The sequence below is a fragment of the Candidatus Palauibacter sp. genome (assembly GCF_965216145.1).
Lineage (GTDB): Bacteria > Gemmatimonadota > Gemmatimonadetes > Palauibacterales > Palauibacteraceae > Palauibacter.
On record NZ_OZ244149.1, the window covers coordinates 739,524 to 757,364 of the forward strand.

The window sequence follows — 17,841 nt, forward strand, 5'->3', positions numbered from 1 at the left end:
AAGTCCACGGATTGGGTGGCCCCTACCCTTGCGGTTCCAGCGCAAGCAGCCTGACCACGCGCACGGTCTGGACGTCCAGCTCGTCGCTCTCGATGTAGGCCATCAGCCCATCGGGGCCGAAGGCGCTGGGTGTCCGGAGTCCGTCCGGTGCCAGGGTGCCGATGTAGTCCCCTTCGGGAGTCACGATGTCGGTCGGGCCACCGTCCGCGCCCGTCGGACCCCTGCGCTCGAGCCAGATCCGATTCTCCCAGTCTACCTTCAGACCCCACAGCACCGGCACCTCCTCGGCGAAGGCGAGCCCTTCCGCACCTTCGCGGTCGATCTGCACGGCCATGTCGCGCACTCTCGCCAGGAAGTCGGTCCGCTGTTCACGGAAGCGCTCGCGCGCGGCCTCCTTGATCGCCTCGTCAACGGGGAGCGGCGCGATGGGGCGCTCGATTGTTCCGGTGACGCTCCCGTCCGGTCCGATCAGCTTGACGCGGTAGCCGATCGAGTCGATCAGCGCGAGACGGCCATCGGTCAGAACGTCGAAGTCGAGGCGGGGCTCGAGTGCGCGGCCAGCCGACATGGTCATGCCGCTTTCCACCGACCCGCTCACGGTGGTTTCGTCGGCGGGCTCCTCGGGCAGATCCCAGGCGGTGTAGAGGAGTTCGACCTCTGCGCCGTCCAGTGGCGGGAACAGGTAGATGGGTCGGCCCCCTTCCTCGGGCTGCCCGAAGTCGTCGAAGCGCAGAATCGAAGACGTGACCAGGCGGCCGTCCGGGAGCGCCATGCTGGCTATGACGATGCCGGTCGTCATCGGGTCCTGAGGGATGCGGCGCACGAATTCGCCGCTGGGGTCGAAGAGGTCGATCCGCGATGATCCCATCACCGTGTAGGAGCCATCGCGCGCGACGATCGGACGGTTGGCGCTGTCCAACTCGCCGGGTCCATCTCCTTGCCCTCCGACCGTACGGATCAGCGACCCGTCCGGCCCGACGACCAGGATGTGATCGGCCTGGCTGTCGAAGATGTGGAGGTTGGTCTGGGCGTCGAACTGCACCGAGCCCACGCGGCCGAAAGTGTCCCAGCCGTCGCCGACCACCGACCCCGCGGTGAAGACCTCCTCCGTGACGGCGTTCACGATCACGTCCGGCCCGTCCAGGGTTCCGGCGGCACCGGAGGCCGATCCGTCCCCGGTATCGCCGCAGGCCGCCAGGAGCGCGAGGGGGAGGACCGGCAGAAGGAATTGCGGTCGACTTGTTGTCGCTTTCGCCCTTGTCAGCTTCGGCATTGCGGTCCATCCCTCCGGGCAGGGGGCCAGTGCGAGTCGTCGCATTCAACGTATGCCGGCAGCCCTTCGGAGGGACAATCCTACCCGGTGACCGGCAGCTTCATTCCGGTAGTCGAAAGCGGAAGGAGACGACCGAGTGCACCTCGAAGGTCGGGTCCATGACGACGCCGACGATGGTGTCTTCGCCGAAGAACGGCGGCGGGTCCGCCAGCAACGGGGCCGGCACGACGAGGGAGCCCGCGTAGCGTCCGTCGTACTCCAGAACGTCATAGTGCCGGGAGGAGGCCATGCCTTCCGCCGGCCAGCGCTCGACCCAGATGCGGTCGGAGGCTCCTACGTGGATGGAGATGAAGGCCGGCAGCGAGTCCGGTATCTCGCCCCTGAGAATCTCCGGCGCGACGTGCAGAACTTCCTCCAGTGGCACAGGGAGGGAATCGATGCGCGCCTCCAGCGCTCTCATGCTGTCCGCGCGTTCGGCCCGCGGCACCGGTCGGCGCTCCACCTCGGGGCCGTCGATCGTCCTCAGGAGCTCGCCGCCCTGGGCAAACTCGTAGAGTCGGTACGTCTCTCCGTCGCCCATGATGATCGTCCCGCGCCCGGTCATGTCCCAGTCCGCGTGCGGAGCGAAGGGGGCGCTGTTCAATCCATGGACCATTCGGCCGCCGCGCCGGCCGACCCTGTAGTAGGCCGTCCTTTGACTCGAGAGCCCCGCCAGGTCGGGCACGTGGACCGTGTCGGGCATAAGCCCCTCCGGACCGTACTTCATGTAGAAGTACTCCGAAGGTCCGTCTATCCAGTTTTGATAGTGCGGGTAGTAGTAGGCGCCATCGACGAGCCGAGCCCGCCAGGACTCGGAGTTGGCATACGGCGGAATGCTCCACGTGTCGGCCACGGAATCCGGATATGCCGACGAAGCACTGGTCGCGAAGGTCGTGATCCGGGATCCGCGCACGAAGAGGGTTCCATCGGCGGCGGGCAGGATGTCGACCGGCCATGTGAACTCGCCGGGCCCCTCGCCTTCCCGCCCGATCCAGGCCATGAACTCGCCATCGGGCCCGAAGGCCCGGACCGATGGCGAGATGCGGTCGGCGACGTAAATCCGCCCCTGTCGATCGGCTGCCACGGACGTGACGTCGCCGAAGATGTACTCGTCGGCCGCGCCGCCCAGTCCCGTATCCCCGATCCGCGTCTCGACGAGGGCGGTGACGGTATCCGACTGGGCGGTGTGGACCGGGTGAGCGACGGCGGCCGACATGCCTGCAATGCCGATCGCCGCCGCAACGAGGCCGGCGGCGACGGTGCTCCGATGCCGGGGATGCGCGTTGAGGATCGCCAGGATTCTCTTTTCCAACGGGGGGTGCGCGCGCTGGCCCATCGGTAGAGACAGCACCGGACGCTCGGTGTTCGCGTCCGCCGCCAGGGCGAGCAGGTGGGTCGCGTAGTCCGAAGGGCGCGTGCCGAGGGCCAGCACCTTCTCGTCGCAGGCCTCTTCGCGCGCCACCGCCGCGAAGCGTGCCGCCAACCAGGTCAGCGGATGGATCCAGTAGATGGCGACCGCGACCCGGGACATGAACTGCCGGAGCACATCGCGCCGGTACACATGGGTCATCTCATGCGTCAGCACGACGCTCCACCGCTCGCTGGACCAACCTGCCGAGGATGTCGGGAGGAGGACGACAGGCCTCCATATGCCGCCCGTCATCGGGGTGGTGGCCGTGGGGCTGACGAGGAGCCGGACTTCGCTCCGGATCCCCAGCCGGCGGCGGACCGCTTCCGCCTGTCGAAGCGCGATGGGATCGCGGAGCGGACTTGCCGCGAGAACAAGTCGTGCGCACCGCACGGCGCCCACTCCCAGCGAGGCCAGTGCGGCGGTGCAGCCGATGCCCCAGAGCAGAAGTGCAAGGGGGATCGAGCGCGGGGGCGACACCGGATCCGCCACCGCGACCGCCGCGGATCCGGCCTTCGGCAACGGTGTGTCGGGGGCAGCAAGCGTGACGCGCGCATCTCTGGCGACATCGACCGCGGGGGCCTCCATCAACGGCGACGGGCGCTGCGGGGCCGTGCTGCCGGGGGAGGGCAGGATGGGCACGTCCCACGAGGGGGCGAGGAGGCTCAGGACAGGCAGTCCCAGGAGCAGGGCGAAGGTCATCGTCCACAGCAGATGGCGCACGCCTGCGGAGCCCTTTCGAGCGAGCCAGGCCAGAGCCAGCGCCGCCGACAGCAGGATCGTGGCCCTGATGACGAGGCCGGGCATGCTCAGGGAGTCCGGAGCCAGCAGCGAGTCCATCATCGTCCTGCCTCGGACGCCTGGTCGATCAGCGCCTTGATGCGGGCCCGCTCCGCCGGGGTGAGCCTGGTCTCCTCCAGCTCGAGCAGCGAGGCGACCGCGCCTTCCACCGAGCCGCCGAAGAACGTCTTGAGTACGTGCCGCATGGCCGAACTTCGCGCCCTTTGTGCGGACACCGTGGGTGAGTAGACGTACCGAGGCCCGTTCCACTCCGCTGACAGGTGTCCCTTCTCGACGAGAATCCTCAGCACCGAGCGAACGGCCGAGTCGCCGGGCGGGTCGGTCATTCGCTCGCGGATGTGGGCGGCGGTGACAGCGCCCGACTCGTGGACGATGTCCATGGCTTCGCGCTCGCGTCTGCTGAGCTGCGGCAGCTCGGTCAATTCGGCCTCACCTGTCCGGGCGGTGGAGGCGAGCAACGGGGTCCGGCGCCCGCCGGGACCCTCATGGTAAGTTGAGGGTGCGGAAAAATCAACGTGCTGTTGAAGTTTCCGCGTAGAGTGAGGGCGTGACGAAACGAGACTGCGATTGCGGACAACCCTCGCGTTGGCCGAAACGTCGGATCGGTGGCCCCACACCCAACGCCACGCGAGAGATTGCAATGAATGCCACCAGGTTCGCCCCGATCATCTCGTCTCTGCTCATGGTCACCCTGGGCGCGGCCTCTGCCCTCCAGTCCCAGGAGGTGATCGAACTTCCGGGGCGGGACCGCCGGATCGACGCCGAGTTTGAGGAGGTCTACCGAGTCGGGGTCCTCGACGGCGAATCCTGGGAAATGTTCGCCCGGATCACCAAGGTGGCTTTCGATGCGGCGGGGAATCTGTACGTCTTCGACGGGACTCCCGGCGCGGGCCGTTCCGGAGAGGTGCGGGTTCTGGTGTTTGACGGCGGGGGAGGCTTTCTGCGCGAGTTCGGTTCCTCGGGTGGCGGGCCCGGCGAGTTCAACCGGCCAGTCGACTTCGCGGTGCTTAGGGATGGAACCGTGGTGGTGAGCGACGCCGGCCACCGCGCGTACCAACTCTTTGACGCATCCGGCAGCTTCCATCGCTTTGTCCGCGCCGGGAGCGAGCCCGACGGTGTGCCGGTGTTGGGGCAGAGGATTCACCCCGATCCTCGTGGTGGAGCCGTCTTCGCTTTCGCCGGGGAAAGGCTAGGCATCGCTGCCAGCAGTCTGATGGGAGGACTCCGAAGTCTCATGGGCGGAGATCCAACGGTCCCGCCCATGTCCCGTCCCGTCCTGCGGGTTGAACTCGACGGTGAGGTCGTGCACACGGACACGGTGGTCAAGGGATGGCTGCCTCGGCGAGGCGATCTGGATGACCAGGTGCCGAATGACGCCCCCGCCCAGGTTCGAGACATGCTGGGAACCATGAAGATGCCCGCCATATTCGAGCCAGCGCTCCTGGTGGGCGTCCTCCCGGATGGCGGCATCGTTCATTCGGATTCTTCCGCGTACGCACTGAAGGTCACGCCGCCGGATGCGCGGGGAATCGCACGCATCCTCCGGAGGCCCCTGCGGCCCGAACCCTTGACGCCGTCGATCGAGAGGGACTACCGACAACGCACCGCCGCCGCCCGGGAGGGACTCGGCAGAGCGACGACGGGTCTCAGGATGCTGGAATTCCGCCAGCGCGGTGACGGCAACAGGCCCCAGGGCACGACCAATGTCGAGATCGAAGAGTCGTACTACCACGAAATCCCGGTCCTCCGCAGCCTGGTTACTACATGGGACGGCCGTATCTGGGTGCAGCGCAGGGGAGAGGAGCCGGGAAGCGACGGGCCGATCGATGTCTTGACGGCCGGAGGGGAGTACGTCGGCACCTATCCCGCCAGCGCGACCGAGCTGCCTGATGCCTTCGGCCCGGACGGACTGGCAGCATTCATCGAGCTTGACGAATTCGACGTGGCCCGTGTGGTCGTACGGAGGCTGCCAGCCGAGGTTCGGTGAGCCGCGCGCGTATCGAGGAGTTTCCACACTTCGTCGAACTCCTGAAGACCTACGAGGACGGCTTCGTAACCGGAGAACTGGAAGCCTTGAGGCATTTCAAGGACTGCTGGTCCGGCGAGATGGCGAGACCGTGTACCAGATGAATCTGGCCGCCGGCAACTGACGCGGGCAGCATCTGCTGGTTCGATCGTCAGGGGGGCGCCTCGATGCCGATCTCGCCTGCCACAGAGGCGAAGTGGCGGACGTTCCAGGTGATGATCGTCGAGGCGCGGGCCTTCAGCGCGCATACCGCGATGAGCATGTCGTACGTCTGTCCGCCGGTCACTCCGCTTCGCTGGGCTCTCCGCAGCGCGCGCCAGGTCTCGGCCGCCGTAAGGTGTACGACCGGGGTTTCGCCCCAGTTCGCCTCCAGCAGCGCGATGGCGTCCCCGGATCGCAGGCGATTCGGTCCGGGTAGCCGGGTGAGGACCGCGTACGTTTCCGCCAGCGAACGAGCGGCAAGCACAAGCTCTTCGCCGGCGCGCTCGCGTCGCTCGATCTCGGCGCGGGTTCGCGCGTGGTGTTCGTGCCAGGAGCAGACCGTCGCGACGAGGGCGCTTGTGTCGCAGAGGTAACGGGTCACCCGGCCCCTTGAGTCCCGCCCGCCGAGGGTGCGCCGGAACGGAGGCCGGCGGTCGTCTCCTCGACCTCCGCCGCCGTCAGGACGGGCCGTCCCTCTCGCGGCACCGCGACCACGGCGGAGCCATGCCGTTCAAGCGAGACGTCCAGCGGTACGGGTTCGATCTCGATGCGGCCGTCCCGGACCCGGAATCGGACGCGGGTTCCGGGGCGTAGCCGGCTCGCCTCCCGAACCGCCTTGGGCAAAACCAGGCGGCCAGCTTTATCGATGGTAGTTTCCATGGTAATAATATTGCCATCGTTAGTGCCATCGATCAAGGTCTTGGGGCACAAGCTGAAACGGCTTGCGGCCGCCTCCCCCGGGCACAGCACTTCGGTGTGTCGGTCGGGTTGCGGAGTCAGCCTGCGGCCGTTCTCGCGCCACTCGATCCGGTAAAGGTGGAACCCGTTGCGAGCGGACGCTACGATAGGCCCCTCACGCCCGAGCAGATCGCGCCAGTGAAGGACGAGAGCATCGATTTCAGCGACATACCGGAACTGGACGAGGAATTCTGGGAGCGGGCGGAACTCGTCGAGCCTGATCGCACCGACCAGATCACCATGCGCGTCAAACGCTCCGTGCTGGCCTATTTCAAGGCTCCGGGGAAGGGCTACCAGACGCGAATGAACCGCGTACTGGAGAGCTACGTGCGGCACAGGACGGGGGAATCCGCCGACACCGGGGAGGGCGCGGGCCACTGACAGGGGTTCCCGGCTCGGCCCTTCACCTCGATGAACCGGACGCGGCCGGTTTCCGGGCACCCGGACCCGGCCTTCAAGGACCGTCCGCCCGGTGTCTTCGGCGGCCGCTTCGAGGGCGTCCGCCGGGCTGGCTCCCGACCCCGCTAATGGCCGGGTGCCAGGCTACCCCGAGCGGGCAAACCGCGCGATGTCGCTCATCGCTTCAGCGTCATCGTCCCGCTCCTGCGAGACAAGATCCGCCTCGGTGGCGCCGTCCAGCACTGCGTGATCGACCCTCCCCTCGGGCAGGCTGTGCACGCTGTGCCTCCTTGACCGGCCAGCCTGCGAGCTTGCATGATATTGTACGTCAACCCGAAACACGGATGCCAGACATGCCGAACCAGCTCGTCCAGGCCCGCATTGACGGAGCCATAAAGGAGGAGGCGGCCACGGTGCTGGCGGCCATGGGCCTGACCGTCTCCGGCGCGTTGCGCCTGCTGCTGACCAAGGTCGCCCACGAGAAAGCGCTGCCGTTCGCGCCGCTGGTTCCTAACGCCGCCACCATTGAAGCGATGAGGGAGGCCCGCCGGGGCAACCTTCCGCAGTTCGCCAGCGTGGAGGACCTCTTCGACGATCTGCGTGCGGACGATTGAGCGGACCAGCCGATTCAAGCGCGACTACAAGCGGGAGTCGCGGGATCGGCACCGGGCATACCTCGACGCCATCCTGGCCGCAGTCGTGAATACCTTGGCCAACGACCGGCCGCTGGAGCCCCGGCACCACGACCACGCGCTGAGCGGCGAGTGGGGAGATTTCCGCGACTGCCACCCGAGGCCGGACCTGTTGCTGATTTACCAGAAGTCCGGGACCGATATTCTGCGTCTGGTGCGTCTGGGCTCCCATTCGGCACTCGGTCTCTAACTCTCACAACCGCTCACACATCGGGCAGATCGAAAGAGCGCTCGTGAAGGTGGGGCGGCGGCTCGTCGCGGAGGGCGCGGCCGTTTAGCGGAGGCGGCCGGCCTGTACCGCCGACCTCGGAAAGGGGACATCCGCGGCTATGCTTGGTCAGCCAAGTCTCGCCGCGACTCCGGCGTGCTCATCCGGCGCTCCAAGGCCCGCTCGAAGCTGACGAGACGGCGAATCAGCGCGTTGTAGCGGGAGTGGGCGTCCCCCGGGTGTTCGTCTCCGATGGCGAGATAGAGTTCAATTTCGGGGGTGTGCGCCAGCGGCGGCGGCGAAGGGATGTCGAGTCCGGCGGCCCGCATTCGAGACGATCCCACGGAAACGAGCAGAGCTTCCACGGTGGCCTCGCCCCGCTTCAGGGCTTCGATACCCGCAGCCACGAGAACAGCGCCGGGCAGATCGGCGGGGATGCTCATGGGCCGATCCTGTCCGCCGCCCGAAGCACCCTGTCGCGGAAGCTGGCAGGATCGAGGGCTGGATAACGGATCAGCGCTGGCTCAGTAATGGTGGTAATCCACGCGCCCGTACCGGTCGATGAACGGGCTGCGTCCACGCCATCCCGGCAGTTCCGGGATGAAATCATCGGGGGCGGCCAATTCGACGTTGATGTTCAGAGTCTCCTTGGCCCAGGCGATCGCCTCGAAGGTTCCTGCCGGCTCCGGGTCGAGTTTGAGGCCGACGTCCACGGTGGTCTCCCGCCAGTCCACGAGCACGGCGGAGCTGCCGCCGACCAGGTAGATCCGTCCGGGACTCCAGACCGCGCTACCCAGACGGCGCATCAGTTTACGCACTCGATCGGCACCGGCCGGAGGGCGTGTAGTTGTAGGAGCGTTCATGTCCGCGGCGCGACCTTGAAGGAATGGTTTCGTACTCGAAGATGGGCTTCTCGCCGGGCGCGGCCAAGACGACCGCGCCGGTCGCCATCGACGAGGGCGGTGGCTTGGAAAGGGCGACACGTTCGCGCGGCCAGTACCTTGAAGCGCTTGGACCCTTCGTTCTCGCCTCAATTGTCACTGCACAGGCAAACCCGCACGAGAATGTTCGCAAGAGTGTCGACCACAGGTTTTCCTGGATGCGGCCGTTGACGTGGAGGCGCACGGCGCCGCCGTGGAGGCGCAGTTCCCGGGCGTGGGGATTTCGCTGGAGAAAGCAACTCGGAGAGAGTTGGCAACCACTACGACGGTTGTTTCACGACCGAACCGTGCGACGCGAAGCGGGACTGGCCGTAGGCTTGCTGCTGCGCCCCTGGCTCGATTGGATTCCGCCGACGTGCGCGCGTCGGGGCTCGATCTTCATGAGTCCGAAGCGCCCCCTTGTGGGACATGTCCATGCCCGCCTTCTTGCGGCCCAGCGTGGGCGCCGGCGTCCCGTCCACGTCCACGTAGGCCACCGGCCCCGGCAGATCCCGGCCCCGCCCCCGCCACAGCTTGGGCCCGGCCGCGTTGACGCACTCCATCAACTCGATCACGCCGGACTCGGAGAAGCGCCGCGTGAAGTCGCCCGCCGCCGTCGGACTCGTGGTACGGCAGGTGCCGCTGCAGAAGCTCCAGGCGCCGGTCGATCTCCCGCGCCAGCCCCAGCTTCGCCACCAGGCGCCGCACCGCGCCGATGCCGCCGTAGCTCATCGCGCTTATCCGCGACCCGATCTCGTAGTGGAGCCCGCCCGCCCCGAACACCGGCTTCGGCCGGGAGCCCCGCCGCCTCGCCCTCGCGTGCCGCGCCTTCACCCTCCGCTTCCGCCGGGCACTGTTCCTTCGGCTCTGGCCGTGCGATATTTTCTTTACCGGAAAGGCCTCCTGGTTGGGACCGGGCGTCCGCGCCCGAATCCTCTATCGACAATCAGGATAGGCCTTTCCGGTACTTTTTTTGACAGGGGTCCGCAGCGAATCGCGCTTGTCTTGGGTCTAGCAGTCCGTGGTAAAAGTCGGGATGTCTCGCGCCGATGTTGATGGTTAGATTGAGTGCGGGACAAGAGTGGCCAGGCAGTGGGAGGGCGACGATGGCGATGGGGCGGCGCGGGGGCGAGCGACAGAAGGCGTTGTTCGTGGCGACGGCGGAGATACGTGCTCCGGGGCACCCGTTCTACCGTGCTCTGGACGGGGTACTGGTGGCGGGCGGGTTCGACGGGTTCTGCGAGGAGACGTGCGCGGAGTACTACGCGGAGAGTCTGGGCCGGCCGAGCGTGGCGCCGGGGGTGTACTTCCGGATGCTTGTGGTGGGGTATCTGGAGGGGATCGATTCGGAGCGGGGGATCGCGTGGCGGTGCGCGGAGTCTCTGTCGCTGCGGGAGTTTTTGGGCTACGAGCTGGACGGGAACCCGCCGGACCATTCGACGGTGTCGCGGACGCGGCGGCGCCTGCCGGTGGAGGCACACGAGGCGTTGTTCGCCCGGGTGCTGGAGCTGTTGGAGGAGAGCGGGCTGTTGAGCGGCAAGACGCTGGGGATCGACGCGACGACGCTGGAGGGGAACGCGGCGATGCGGTCGATCGTGCGGCGGGACACGGGGGAGGGATACCAGCTGTTCCTGGAGGGTCTGGCGGAGGCTTCGGGGATCGAGACGCCGAGCCGTGCGGATCTGGCGAAGCTGGACCGGAAGCGGCCGAAGAAGGGGTCCAACGACGAGTGGGAGCACCCGCACGATCCGGACGCGCGGATCACGAAGATGAAGGACGGGCGGACGCGCATGGGCCACAAGCTGGAGCATGCGGTGGACATGAGCTCGGGGGCGGTGTGCGGGGTGACGGTGCAGCCGACGACGGAGGGCGACTGCGCCTCGCTGCCGCGGACGCTGGAGGAGGCGCGCGGGCAGCTGGAACGGGTGGGCGTGGAGGTGCGGGAGCTGGTGTGCGACAAGGGCTACCACTCGAACGCGACGATGAAGCGCCTGGCCGGCCTCGGGGTGCGGGGTTACGTGAGCGAGCCGAACCGGGGGCGTCGGAGTTGGAAGCGGGACCGGGCCGCGCGGAAGCCCACCTACGCCAACCGGCGCCGGATCCGGGGCGCCCGGGGCAAGGGCCTGCTGAGGGCGCGGGGGGAGAAGCTGGAGCGCGCCTTCGCCCACATGCTCACCACCGGCGGCATGCGCCGGACGCACCTGCGCGGGCACGAGAACATCCGCAAGCGGATGCTGGTGCACGCGGCCGGGTTCAACCTCGGGCTCCTGATGCGGCACCGGTTCGGCTACGGCACGCCGAGGAGCCTGCAGGGGAGACGTGCGTCCACGCTTCAAACAGGAGCCCTCGCGAGCGTTTTCTCGGCCCTTTTCCGGCCAAGATCGCACGTTCTCGGCCACCCGGGGGCCGCCTGGGCCCGGATATCACTCCTACGCCGCCCCGGCCGCGCTGGCGCAACAGTCCGCCGCCACTTCGCCGAAATCATATTCCGCGGGCCGCAGCGCGCTTTTGCCACGGCCTGCTAGGCACGGCGACAATCCGGGAGCGGGCGGCTCGCGGCGAGAGCCCGGCAGCCATCGCGGTGCGCTTCGGAATCCCACGGTTTCTTCGTCGAGGCTGCGCCGGAGCCCGGTTTTCACCCGACCCGCACCACTTAGTCGGCAACCCAAATCGCTAGGAGGTCAGTTGTGGACCTGCAATGCACGGCGGTGTTCCGGAGAGTGCCTGAAGGCTACATCGCCTTCATCGAGGAATTTCCCGGTGCCAACACCCAAGGCGCTTCCCTCGAAGAAGCTCGGACGAACCTTCGCGAAGCCGTCGCTTTGGTCGTCGAAGCCAACCGGGTCATGGCCCGCAAAGATGCCGGCGGCGGGGCGGTCATCAGAGAGCCGATCACCGTCACGGCGTGAAGCGCCGGGACTTGCTGTCGCACTTGGCGCAGCACGGGTGCCCGGCCGCGAGACAGCTGAATGCGGACGCGGCAACTCGATTTCCACCCGACCCCATACGCCTCGGGAAGCCCCGATCGTCGATCCTGGGCGATCCTAGAGCCCGCTGTTCCGGTGCCCGCACCTTATTGTATGGCGGTCTCACATTGCGATGCCGACGTCAAGGGTCATCGCTCGAACCCTGCCCCGCCACGCTAGAGGCCTCGGGGCCGGGGCGGAATGCGGGTGATGCTCCGACAGCGCTCCCGCTCCTTCGTCTCCCGCGCCGCCCGCTCGACGTCCCTGTCGACGAGGTCCGGCAGGGTCGGCCGAGCACGGTGCGGCTCTCCCGGTCGAGCGTCTGCCGTATGTCCTCCTGCCGCTTGTGCAGCTCGGCCCATTCCTTCCGCGCCCGGCTTTCGAGCCGCCAGAACTCCAGCCAGCGCCGGTCCTCGGCATTCTCCCAAAGCTGCGCCTCGGCACGCCGCCAGACCGTCATGTCGACCCGCTCCTCGCCGCCCGGCGGTGTCGCCCGCCGCGCCCGTCCGGGCTGCATGCCCTCGCGGCGGAAGCGCGCCCAGTGAAGCGGCCGATTCCACGGGATGCGAACCACCTCCTCGCCCGCCCGCCGCCGCGCGTTGTTCTTGGCCCGTGCCTCGCACCGGATCCGGCCCTGTTCCCGCTCGGAGGTCTCCAGACTCCGGTCGTCCGGCTCCGGGGCACGGTGCAGGCAGTACGCAGCGACGCCGACGAACGACCGCCCCAGTCCGTTGATCTTCGGGACCATCAGCCCAGACCCTCGCCACTCAGCAGATCGGCCGCGAGTTCGCCCACCCGCTCCGGCCCGCTCGGCGATCGCCGCGGCCTCGGCGGTCGTGATGCGTACGCAGATCGTGCGGCTCGCTGGGGCACCGCGACTGGGTGAGGGCGAAGCGGCAAGCGGCCGGGTTCGTCGGCCCGGAGATCGGGGGAAAGGCGGAAGCCGAGCCCGAGCCGCTCACGCTGGAGAAGCTCTTTGACATCTACGGTGAAGAGGTGACGCCCACCAAGGTGGAGCGGGTCCGGCACCGGGACAGGATCGCGACGAGGATGTTCCTCGACTTCCTCTGTGACATTCTCGGTAGTCTGCCCGCGACCCTTTGAGCGCGTGATCCCTCCGTTCGGGGCCGAGCGGGGCATCGTTGGCGATGAGGTGGAGCATGACCGCCTTCAGTCGATTCATGTCGTATCGGCCTGAACGCGAGAGCCGTTTCCAGTCCTTCAGGAATCGCCGAGCGTAGTCAACCCGGCGTGGCGGGTGGGTCCGTTTACTGGTTGCCGGCTTCTTCGAGTTCCGCAAACATCTCGTCCGCACTCGCGAATCGTGCAGCGCGCGACTTCACCATCTCGTCGACTTCCGCCATGGCGCTTCGAGTTTGCGCGTTGGGAACCTTCAGTTCGAGCGGGAACGCTTGATCGACCGCGATACGATGGAACAACAGCCGGACGGCTTGGGAAGCCGTCAGCCCCATGGCCGCGAGCGCCGCGGTCGCCCTTTGCTTCAACTCGGTGTCCATTCGGACGTGCAGCATCGAGCTTTGTGTCTTCATCCGAGCCTCCCGTATCTCACACGCGACACAATTTTGTCGATCCGGGGTTCCTTGGTCAAATGCATTTTGGGCGCTCCAGCCCGACCGGTCCCGAACCAGTCGTCGTTCGCCCGGATCAAGTCACTCGACCTTCGTACCTTTGGGTACGATCTTGAGGGAGTGAACGGTGCGAAGTTCGTGCGGCAAGCAAGGCGCTACGCCCGGAGATGGTCGCGGTTCCACTGGTCGTTGCGGCGAAGCTCGCTCTCTACACCGCCATGCGGGAGCAGGGGCTTACGAGAGTCGGTCTGGCGCGACGCCTGGGCTTGAGCGTGGGTGCGGTTCGGAAGCTTCTGAACCCGAATCACCGCTCTCACATCGGGCAGATCGAAAGAGCGCTCGCGAAGGTGGGGCGGCGGCTCGTCGCGGAGGACGCGACCGTTTAGCGGAGACGAACGCCGACGCGATTCCCCTAACGCTCCTCGGACGAGGGACTGGTCAGAGAACTCGTCACCGCGAGAGCCATCACCGGGTAGAGCGTCCCGGTATACGTGATGAAGTGCCATGTCTCCGTATTGAGTGACTTGGTCCACCAGCGGCCCGATTGTCTCTGGTTCCGCCTGAGCCACTCAACGCCTCGCTGCACGGCCGGGTGCGTTGGCGGCACCCCCGCGGACGACAGCACTACAACCGCCAAACCGGTTTGGTGGCCGTCACTCGCGGGATCGCCGAAGTCCGCCTCGGCTCGCAAGCGTTCCGCGCGGTTGCCCCGGCCCCACTGCTCGGGCTGAGCGAAAGAGCGAATCGACCATCCCCCGTCCGGGCGCTGACGGTCCAGGATCATCCTGACGATGTCCTGCTTCCTGTCGGCGCCGATCACGCCCGGCAGATACGGGTCCGCCCAGAGCAACGCCACCCGAGCGTAGTCATGGGGAGGAGGGACCCGCCGCAGGTAGTCTCGCAGACTGGCTATCTGCCTCTGCAACTCGGGAGAGGTTGCCTGCTCGAGCCATCCCGGAGCGAGGCCCACACCCATGGCCGCGACGGTCGCGAGCTGAAACGCGTCGGACTCGAACGGCGGCCATGTGTCCGGCGAGTGCCAGGCCCCGTCGTCGCGCTGAAGGCTGAACATGAGCTGAAGAGCCTGCTCGGTTTCGGGAGACAGCCGCTGGTCCACGTACGCATCCCAGGATGCCAGAGACGCGGCTAGATGCACGACTTCGGCTGGGTTCACTCCCTGCTCGAGCTCTTCCGGGTCCTCGGTGAGCCTCTCTTGAAGACGCTGTTCGAGAAAGGCCCGGAAGGTTGCATCGGGCTGACCCAGGCTCCTGGCGAGTTGCGGACGAAGGATCCCGTACCAACCCGTGGTGTGACACGAGACGCAGCCGCGGTCGTTTGCCCAAGCCTTGGCTCCACCCTCCAGGTAGGTGATCGCCCGCTCGATGGACAGATTCTCCGCAATCGGTTCATCCTCCGACGCCGGCGGAATGGAGATCTCTCCGAAGTGATACTGGTGCAGGCGGTGGTCGGGCTCCTGCTGCGCGTGAAGCTCACAGCCGAGAAGCGAAATCCCAACCGACAGTCCAATTGCGGCGTGCATGAGTCTCATAACCGAGCGCAGTCCCAAGAGGTTCTCGTGTCGGGGCGTGGGGCTACCGCCATCGTAGACGCCCTTTCGCTGCCACGCAAAGGCATTGTCCCGCCCTTGGCCAGCCGTCCTGCGAGGCTGCATGATATTGTAGGTCAACGTGAAACACGGATGCCAGACATGCCGAACCAGCTCGCCCAGGCTCGCATTGACGGAGCCATAAAGGAGGAGGCCGCCACGGTGCTGGCGGCCATGGGCCTGACCGTCTCCGGCGCGTTGCGCCTGCTGCTGACCAAGGTCGCCCACGAGAAAGCGCTGCCGTTCGCGCCGCTGGGTCCCAACGCCGCCACCATTGAAGCGATGAGGGAGGCCCGCCGGGGCAACCTCCCGCAGTTCGCCAGCGTAGAGGACCTCTTCGACGATCTGCGTGCGGACGATTGAGCGGACCAGCCGGTTCAAGCGCGAATACAAGCGGGAGTCGCGGGGTCGGCACCGGGCATACCTCGACGCCATCCTGGCGTCAGTCGTGGATACGCTGGCCAACGACCGGCGGCGGGAGCCCCTGCCCACTCCGGGGCAGGTGGCGGTGCTGCCGGTCGCCTGCTAGAGTCGAAGGACCATGAGCATCAAGGCGGAATACCGGGATGGGGTCTTCGCGCCCCTGCAGAAGGTCGAGGAGCCCACGCCCGGCGAGGTCTACGAAGTCTTCTCCGAGGGCGAGCTGAAACGGCTTGCGGCGGACGTTCCGTGGCTGAAGGGCTCGGAGCGCAGCTTCGAGTTCTGGGAGAACGAGGAGGATGCCGTCTACGATAGCCTATAGGCGGGGCGACATCGTTCACTTCATCCAAGAGACGCCCCGCGCTGATCCTTTCCCCGGATTCCTTCAACGCCGCCGGAGAGGATCTCGTGCTGGCGGCCATTACCTCCCACATCACGGACGATCCGAACGCCGTGCATCTCCGGCGGCGCGACTTCGCGGAAGGTGGACTTCCCAAGGCATCGATGGTGAAGACGACGAAGCTGTTTACGATGCACTCCTCGCTCGTTGCCAAGCGAATCTGCGCTCTCAGGATCGAGAAGATGGAGGAAGTCCTGGCGTCATTGCGCGGGTTCTTCTCCTGAGTCGGACGCGCTGGCTTAGCTATGCTCTCCATACCCCCATGCGGGAGCAGGGGCTTACGAAGGTGGGCCTGGCCCGGCGCCTCGTCGCGGAGGACGCGGCCGTTTAGCCCATTGACATCCGGATCGCCCGATTCTCCGGTTTCCGCTGCGAGGGGCGCGGCCTCGATCGGGCTCCTGCTCGGCCTGTTCGCCGCGTCCGGCTGCCGTGAATCGACGGTCGCTCCGGGTGTCCCCGAAAGCAACGTGGTGGTCGCCGATGGCCGCGACCGGGGAGACGACGCCTACGTCGTGAACTCGGCCGCCGTCGACGGACAGGGGCTGACCATCGAGGTCTCGTACGCCGGCGGCTGCCGGAGGCACGACTTCACGTTGGTGATCTCGAAGACGTTCCTGGAGTCGGATCCCGTGCAGCTCCCGGCCGTGCTCGCTCATGAGGCGAACGGCGATGCCTGTGAGGCGTGGATCACCGAGCCCCTCGACTTCGACCTCGCCCTGGTCAGGACCCGCTATCAGCAGTTCTACGGACCCGGTTCGGGCGAGGTCGTCCTTCGAATCACGGGTGTGTCCGGTGACGACCTCGTGTACGAATTCACCGGGTAGCGCCCGGGTGGGGCCAACGCCGCAGGGTCGTCACATCTTGGTTGGGGACGCGGATGGCGTACGATCTCTGGCAGGCGCAAACCGCGCCCATGGTGGCCTGAACGCTGCCGAGGTTGACCGGCCCCCCACCGCTGGCGAGAATACATCTCAATTGCGATACAGGAGGCCGAGATGACGACACATAGTTCGATGCTCCACGTTCGGATGGACACCGAGACGAAGCGGAAGGCGACGACCGCACTGGCGGCCATGGGGCTGACGGCCTCGGAGGCCGTGCGGCTTTTGTTCCACCGAATCGCGGTCGATCAGGCCTTCCCTCTCGAACTCAAGGTGCCGAACGCCGAGACTCGCAGGGCCATGGCCGAGTCGGAAGAGATGATGAGGCGGGGGACGGCCCGATTCGCGAACGCGGAAGAGATGTTCGCTGAGCTTGAAGAAGCCAGCGACCAGTAAGCGGACGCGCCCGCCTCGGCGGGTGGATTACACGCGTGGCTTCCTGAAGGACTGGGAACGCCTTTCGCGTTCCGGCAGATACGACATGAACCGGCTCAAGTCGGTTATGCTCCACCTCATCGCCAACGAGACCCCGCTCGGTCCTGAACGGCGAGATCACGCGCTCAAGGGCACATGGGCGAATCACCGCGAGTGCCATGTTGGCGGGGACTTCCTGCTGATCTATCAGGTCGAAGATGCGGCCCGGCCCGGCGGCTCGATCAACTTCGTCCGAGCCGGCACCCACGCGGAACTGTTCAAATGAGCGCTGCCGAGGGGCCATCTGGCGCGCTTGGCGTCAGGAGCATCAAGAACTGGGTCGGCACGACCCACCGCGCCCGGCGACCTGAGGAGGACTTCTGATGCGGTACGTTTATCCGTGTGAGCTGACGCCCGAGAAGAACGGCGGCTACTCGGTGTCGTTCCCGAATGTGCCGGAGGCGCTGACATGCGGCGACGATCGGGACGAAGCCCTGGCGATGGCCGAGGACGCTCTGGCCGTAGCACTCGGCTCGTACATGCAGTGTCGCGAGGACATTCCAGTTCCGGACGCCGTGACGGACGAGCAGGAGAAGGTCGCGGTTCCGCGGGTCGCTGCGGCGAAGCTCGCTCTCTACACCGCCATGCGGGAGCAGGGGCTTACGAAGGTCGGTCTGGCGCGGCGGCTGGGGCTGAGCGAGGGAGCGGTTCGGAAGCTTCTGAACCCGAATCACCGCTCGCATATCGCGCAGATCGAGAGAGCGCTCGAGAAGGTGGGGCAGCGGCTCGTCGCGGAGGACGCGTCCGTTTAGTTAGCGGAGGCGGCCGGGCGTGTACCGCCGACCTCGGTTCGTCGAGGA

The 17,841-nt window shown here is 66.9% G+C and carries 28 protein-coding genes and 2 pseudogenes; 17 read left to right on the plus strand and 13 right to left on the minus strand.

The annotated features are described in order from the left end of the window. Window positions 1–22: 22 nt before the first annotated feature. The 3 genes from ACOOHF_RS03170 to ACOOHF_RS03180 form a co-directional block, all read right to left on the minus strand. Entirely contained in the window at window positions 23–1,273 is a 1,251-nt protein-coding gene (locus ACOOHF_RS03170) for a hypothetical protein (protein ID WP_420463341.1), read from the minus strand. A 100-nt stretch (window positions 1,274–1,373) separates the two neighbouring features. Further along, window positions 1,374–3,563, minus strand: a complete 2,190-nt coding sequence (locus ACOOHF_RS03175; RefSeq protein WP_420463342.1) for a M56 family metallopeptidase — start codon at window positions 3,561–3,563, stop codon at window positions 1,374–1,376. Continuing rightward, window positions 3,560–3,943, minus strand: a complete 384-nt coding sequence (locus tag ACOOHF_RS03180) for a BlaI/MecI/CopY family transcriptional regulator (protein ID WP_419166677.1) — start codon at window positions 3,941–3,943, stop codon at window positions 3,560–3,562. Before ACOOHF_RS03180 ends, ACOOHF_RS03175 begins: the two co-directional genes overlap by 4 nt. Window positions 3,944–4,161: 218 nt before the next feature. Here ACOOHF_RS03180 and ACOOHF_RS03185 point away from each other — a divergent pair, with 218 nt between their 5' ends. Together ACOOHF_RS03185 and ACOOHF_RS03190 are read left to right on the plus strand one after the other, a co-directional pair. Then, on the plus strand, window positions 4,162–5,508 hold the full coding sequence (locus tag ACOOHF_RS03185) for a hypothetical protein (RefSeq protein WP_420463343.1): 1,347 nt from the start codon (window positions 4,162–4,164) through the stop codon (window positions 5,506–5,508). Then, window positions 5,505–5,651, plus strand: a complete 147-nt coding sequence (locus ACOOHF_RS03190) for a hypothetical protein (RefSeq protein ID WP_420463344.1) — start codon at window positions 5,505–5,507, stop codon at window positions 5,649–5,651. The genes ACOOHF_RS03185 and ACOOHF_RS03190 overlap by 4 nt, the downstream gene beginning before the upstream one ends. 47 nt (window positions 5,652–5,698) lie before the next feature. Here the strand turns inward: ACOOHF_RS03190 and ACOOHF_RS03195 are convergent, their stop codons facing one another. Both ACOOHF_RS03195 and ACOOHF_RS03200 read right to left on the minus strand, forming a co-directional pair. After that, window positions 5,699–6,130 carry a PIN domain-containing protein gene (locus ACOOHF_RS03195; RefSeq protein ID WP_420463345.1) on the minus strand — a complete coding sequence of 144 codons (432 nt, stop codon included), beginning with the start codon at window positions 6,128–6,130 and terminating at the stop codon, window positions 5,699–5,701. Continuing rightward, entirely contained in the window at window positions 6,127–6,408 is a 282-nt protein-coding gene (locus tag ACOOHF_RS03200) for an AbrB/MazE/SpoVT family DNA-binding domain-containing protein (RefSeq protein ID WP_419936173.1), read from the minus strand. The genes ACOOHF_RS03195 and ACOOHF_RS03200 overlap by 4 nt, the downstream gene beginning before the upstream one ends. A 216-nt stretch (window positions 6,409–6,624) precedes the next feature. On the opposite strand from ACOOHF_RS03200, the gene ACOOHF_RS03205 reads away from it, so the two are divergent. Next, window positions 6,625–6,867: a BrnA antitoxin family protein gene (locus ACOOHF_RS03205; RefSeq protein WP_420463346.1), complete on the plus strand. Its 243-nt coding sequence runs from the start codon at window positions 6,625–6,627 to the stop codon at window positions 6,865–6,867. A 162-nt stretch (window positions 6,868–7,029) separates the two neighbouring features. Here the strand turns inward: ACOOHF_RS03205 and ACOOHF_RS03210 are convergent, their stop codons facing one another. Then, window positions 7,030–7,164, minus strand: a complete 135-nt coding sequence (locus ACOOHF_RS03210) for a hypothetical protein (RefSeq protein WP_420463347.1) — start codon at window positions 7,162–7,164, stop codon at window positions 7,030–7,032. Window positions 7,165–7,238: 74 nt separating this feature from the next. Between ACOOHF_RS03210 and ACOOHF_RS03215 the strand changes: the two genes are divergently transcribed. Together ACOOHF_RS03215 and ACOOHF_RS03220 are read left to right on the plus strand one after the other, a co-directional pair. After that, the gene (locus ACOOHF_RS03215; RefSeq protein WP_419166661.1) at window positions 7,239–7,499 is read left to right on the plus strand and encodes a type II toxin-antitoxin system RelB/DinJ family antitoxin; all 261 of its coding nucleotides are present in this window, start codon (window positions 7,239–7,241) and stop codon (window positions 7,497–7,499) included. After that, a complete protein-coding gene (locus ACOOHF_RS03220) occupies window positions 7,486–7,767 on the plus strand; it encodes a type II toxin-antitoxin system YafQ family toxin (protein WP_420463348.1) in 282 nt (93 codons plus the stop codon). The genes ACOOHF_RS03215 and ACOOHF_RS03220 overlap by 14 nt, the downstream gene beginning before the upstream one ends. A gap of 137 nt (window positions 7,768–7,904) precedes the next feature. On the opposite strand, the gene ACOOHF_RS03225 is transcribed toward ACOOHF_RS03220, so the two are convergent. From ACOOHF_RS03225 to ACOOHF_RS03235, 3 genes and pseudogenes are all read right to left on the minus strand, one after another. Beyond that, window positions 7,905–8,228, minus strand: coding sequence for a hypothetical protein (locus tag ACOOHF_RS03225; RefSeq protein WP_420463349.1), 324 nt, complete (start codon window positions 8,226–8,228; stop codon window positions 7,905–7,907). Between the two features lie 81 nt (window positions 8,229–8,309). Further along, window positions 8,310–8,603: a hypothetical protein gene (locus tag ACOOHF_RS03230; RefSeq protein WP_420463350.1), complete on the minus strand. Its 294-nt coding sequence runs from the start codon at window positions 8,601–8,603 to the stop codon at window positions 8,310–8,312. Window positions 8,604–9,121: 518 nt separating this feature from the next. Continuing rightward, window positions 9,122–9,638: pseudogene (locus tag ACOOHF_RS03235) on the minus strand (IS1380 family transposase); the annotation flags it as partial. A 173-nt stretch (window positions 9,639–9,811) separates the two neighbouring features. On the opposite strand from ACOOHF_RS03235, the gene ACOOHF_RS03240 reads away from it, so the two are divergent. Both ACOOHF_RS03240 and ACOOHF_RS03245 read left to right on the plus strand, forming a co-directional pair. Next, complete coding sequence (locus tag ACOOHF_RS03240) at window positions 9,812–11,230, plus strand: transposase (protein ID WP_420463351.1); 1,419 nt, start codon at window positions 9,812–9,814, stop codon at window positions 11,228–11,230. Window positions 11,231–11,392: 162 nt separating this feature from the next. Continuing rightward, the gene (locus tag ACOOHF_RS03245) at window positions 11,393–11,614 is read left to right on the plus strand and encodes a type II toxin-antitoxin system HicB family antitoxin (RefSeq protein WP_419166657.1); all 222 of its coding nucleotides are present in this window, start codon (window positions 11,393–11,395) and stop codon (window positions 11,612–11,614) included. A gap of 199 nt (window positions 11,615–11,813) precedes the next feature. Here ACOOHF_RS03245 and ACOOHF_RS03250 read toward each other — a convergent pair whose 3' ends face one another. Continuing rightward, window positions 11,814–12,419: a hypothetical protein gene (locus ACOOHF_RS03250; protein WP_420463352.1), complete on the minus strand. Its 606-nt coding sequence runs from the start codon at window positions 12,417–12,419 to the stop codon at window positions 11,814–11,816. A 134-nt stretch (window positions 12,420–12,553) separates the two neighbouring features. Here ACOOHF_RS03250 and ACOOHF_RS03255 point away from each other — a divergent pair, with 134 nt between their 5' ends. Further along, a complete protein-coding gene (locus ACOOHF_RS03255; RefSeq protein WP_420464417.1) occupies window positions 12,554–12,775 on the plus strand; it encodes a hypothetical protein in 222 nt (73 codons plus the stop codon). Here ACOOHF_RS03255 and ACOOHF_RS03260 read toward each other — a convergent pair. Beyond that, window positions 12,735–12,971 (minus strand): annotated as a pseudogene (locus ACOOHF_RS03260) (type II toxin-antitoxin system YafQ family toxin); the annotation flags it as partial. The gene ACOOHF_RS03255 and the pseudogene ACOOHF_RS03260 overlap by 41 nt on opposite strands. Next, on the minus strand, window positions 12,940–13,221 hold the full coding sequence (locus ACOOHF_RS03265; RefSeq protein ID WP_420463353.1) for a type II toxin-antitoxin system RelB/DinJ family antitoxin: 282 nt from the start codon (window positions 13,219–13,221) through the stop codon (window positions 12,940–12,942). The pseudogene ACOOHF_RS03260 and the gene ACOOHF_RS03265, both read right to left, overlap by 32 nt. A 206-nt stretch (window positions 13,222–13,427) precedes the next feature. Here ACOOHF_RS03265 and ACOOHF_RS03270 point away from each other — a divergent pair, with 206 nt between their 5' ends. Continuing rightward, window positions 13,428–13,646, plus strand: a complete 219-nt coding sequence (locus tag ACOOHF_RS03270) for a hypothetical protein (protein ID WP_420463354.1) — start codon at window positions 13,428–13,430, stop codon at window positions 13,644–13,646. Between the two features lie 26 nt (window positions 13,647–13,672). Here the strand turns inward: ACOOHF_RS03270 and ACOOHF_RS03275 are convergent, their stop codons facing one another. Beyond that, window positions 13,673–14,800, minus strand: a complete 1,128-nt coding sequence (locus ACOOHF_RS03275) for a hypothetical protein (RefSeq protein ID WP_420463355.1) — start codon at window positions 14,798–14,800, stop codon at window positions 13,673–13,675. A gap of 168 nt (window positions 14,801–14,968) precedes the next feature. On the opposite strand from ACOOHF_RS03275, the gene ACOOHF_RS03280 reads away from it, so the two are divergent. The 8 genes from ACOOHF_RS03280 (at window position 14,969) to ACOOHF_RS03315 (ending at window position 17,793) form a co-directional block, all read left to right on the plus strand. After that, on the plus strand, window positions 14,969–15,229 hold the full coding sequence (locus ACOOHF_RS03280) for a type II toxin-antitoxin system RelB/DinJ family antitoxin (protein WP_420463356.1): 261 nt from the start codon (window positions 14,969–14,971) through the stop codon (window positions 15,227–15,229). Beyond that, window positions 15,216–15,395 (plus strand): hypothetical protein, encoded by a 180-nt coding sequence (locus ACOOHF_RS03285; RefSeq protein WP_420463357.1) that lies wholly within the window; start codon window positions 15,216–15,218, stop codon window positions 15,393–15,395. Before ACOOHF_RS03280 ends, ACOOHF_RS03285 begins: the two co-directional genes overlap by 14 nt. 12 nt (window positions 15,396–15,407) lie before the next feature. After that, entirely contained in the window at window positions 15,408–15,608 is a 201-nt protein-coding gene (locus ACOOHF_RS03290) for a hypothetical protein (protein ID WP_419166659.1), read from the plus strand. Beyond that, complete coding sequence (locus tag ACOOHF_RS03295) at window positions 15,605–15,910, plus strand: type II toxin-antitoxin system PemK/MazF family toxin (protein WP_420464325.1); 306 nt, start codon at window positions 15,605–15,607, stop codon at window positions 15,908–15,910. The genes ACOOHF_RS03290 and ACOOHF_RS03295 overlap by 4 nt, the downstream gene beginning before the upstream one ends. A 111-nt stretch (window positions 15,911–16,021) precedes the next feature. Further along, window positions 16,022–16,510, plus strand: coding sequence for a hypothetical protein (locus ACOOHF_RS03300; RefSeq protein ID WP_420463358.1), 489 nt, complete (start codon window positions 16,022–16,024; stop codon window positions 16,508–16,510). 171 nt (window positions 16,511–16,681) lie between these two features. After that, window positions 16,682–16,963, plus strand: coding sequence for a type II toxin-antitoxin system RelB/DinJ family antitoxin (locus tag ACOOHF_RS03305; protein ID WP_419936158.1), 282 nt, complete (start codon window positions 16,682–16,684; stop codon window positions 16,961–16,963). Next, window positions 16,935–17,267, plus strand: a complete 333-nt coding sequence (locus tag ACOOHF_RS03310; RefSeq protein ID WP_419936861.1) for a type II toxin-antitoxin system YafQ family toxin — start codon at window positions 16,935–16,937, stop codon at window positions 17,265–17,267. Before ACOOHF_RS03305 ends, ACOOHF_RS03310 begins: the two co-directional genes overlap by 29 nt. 97 nt (window positions 17,268–17,364) lie before the next feature. Continuing rightward, window positions 17,365–17,793: a type II toxin-antitoxin system HicB family antitoxin gene (locus ACOOHF_RS03315; protein WP_420463359.1), complete on the plus strand. Its 429-nt coding sequence runs from the start codon at window positions 17,365–17,367 to the stop codon at window positions 17,791–17,793. Window positions 17,794–17,841 lie beyond the last annotated feature (48 nt).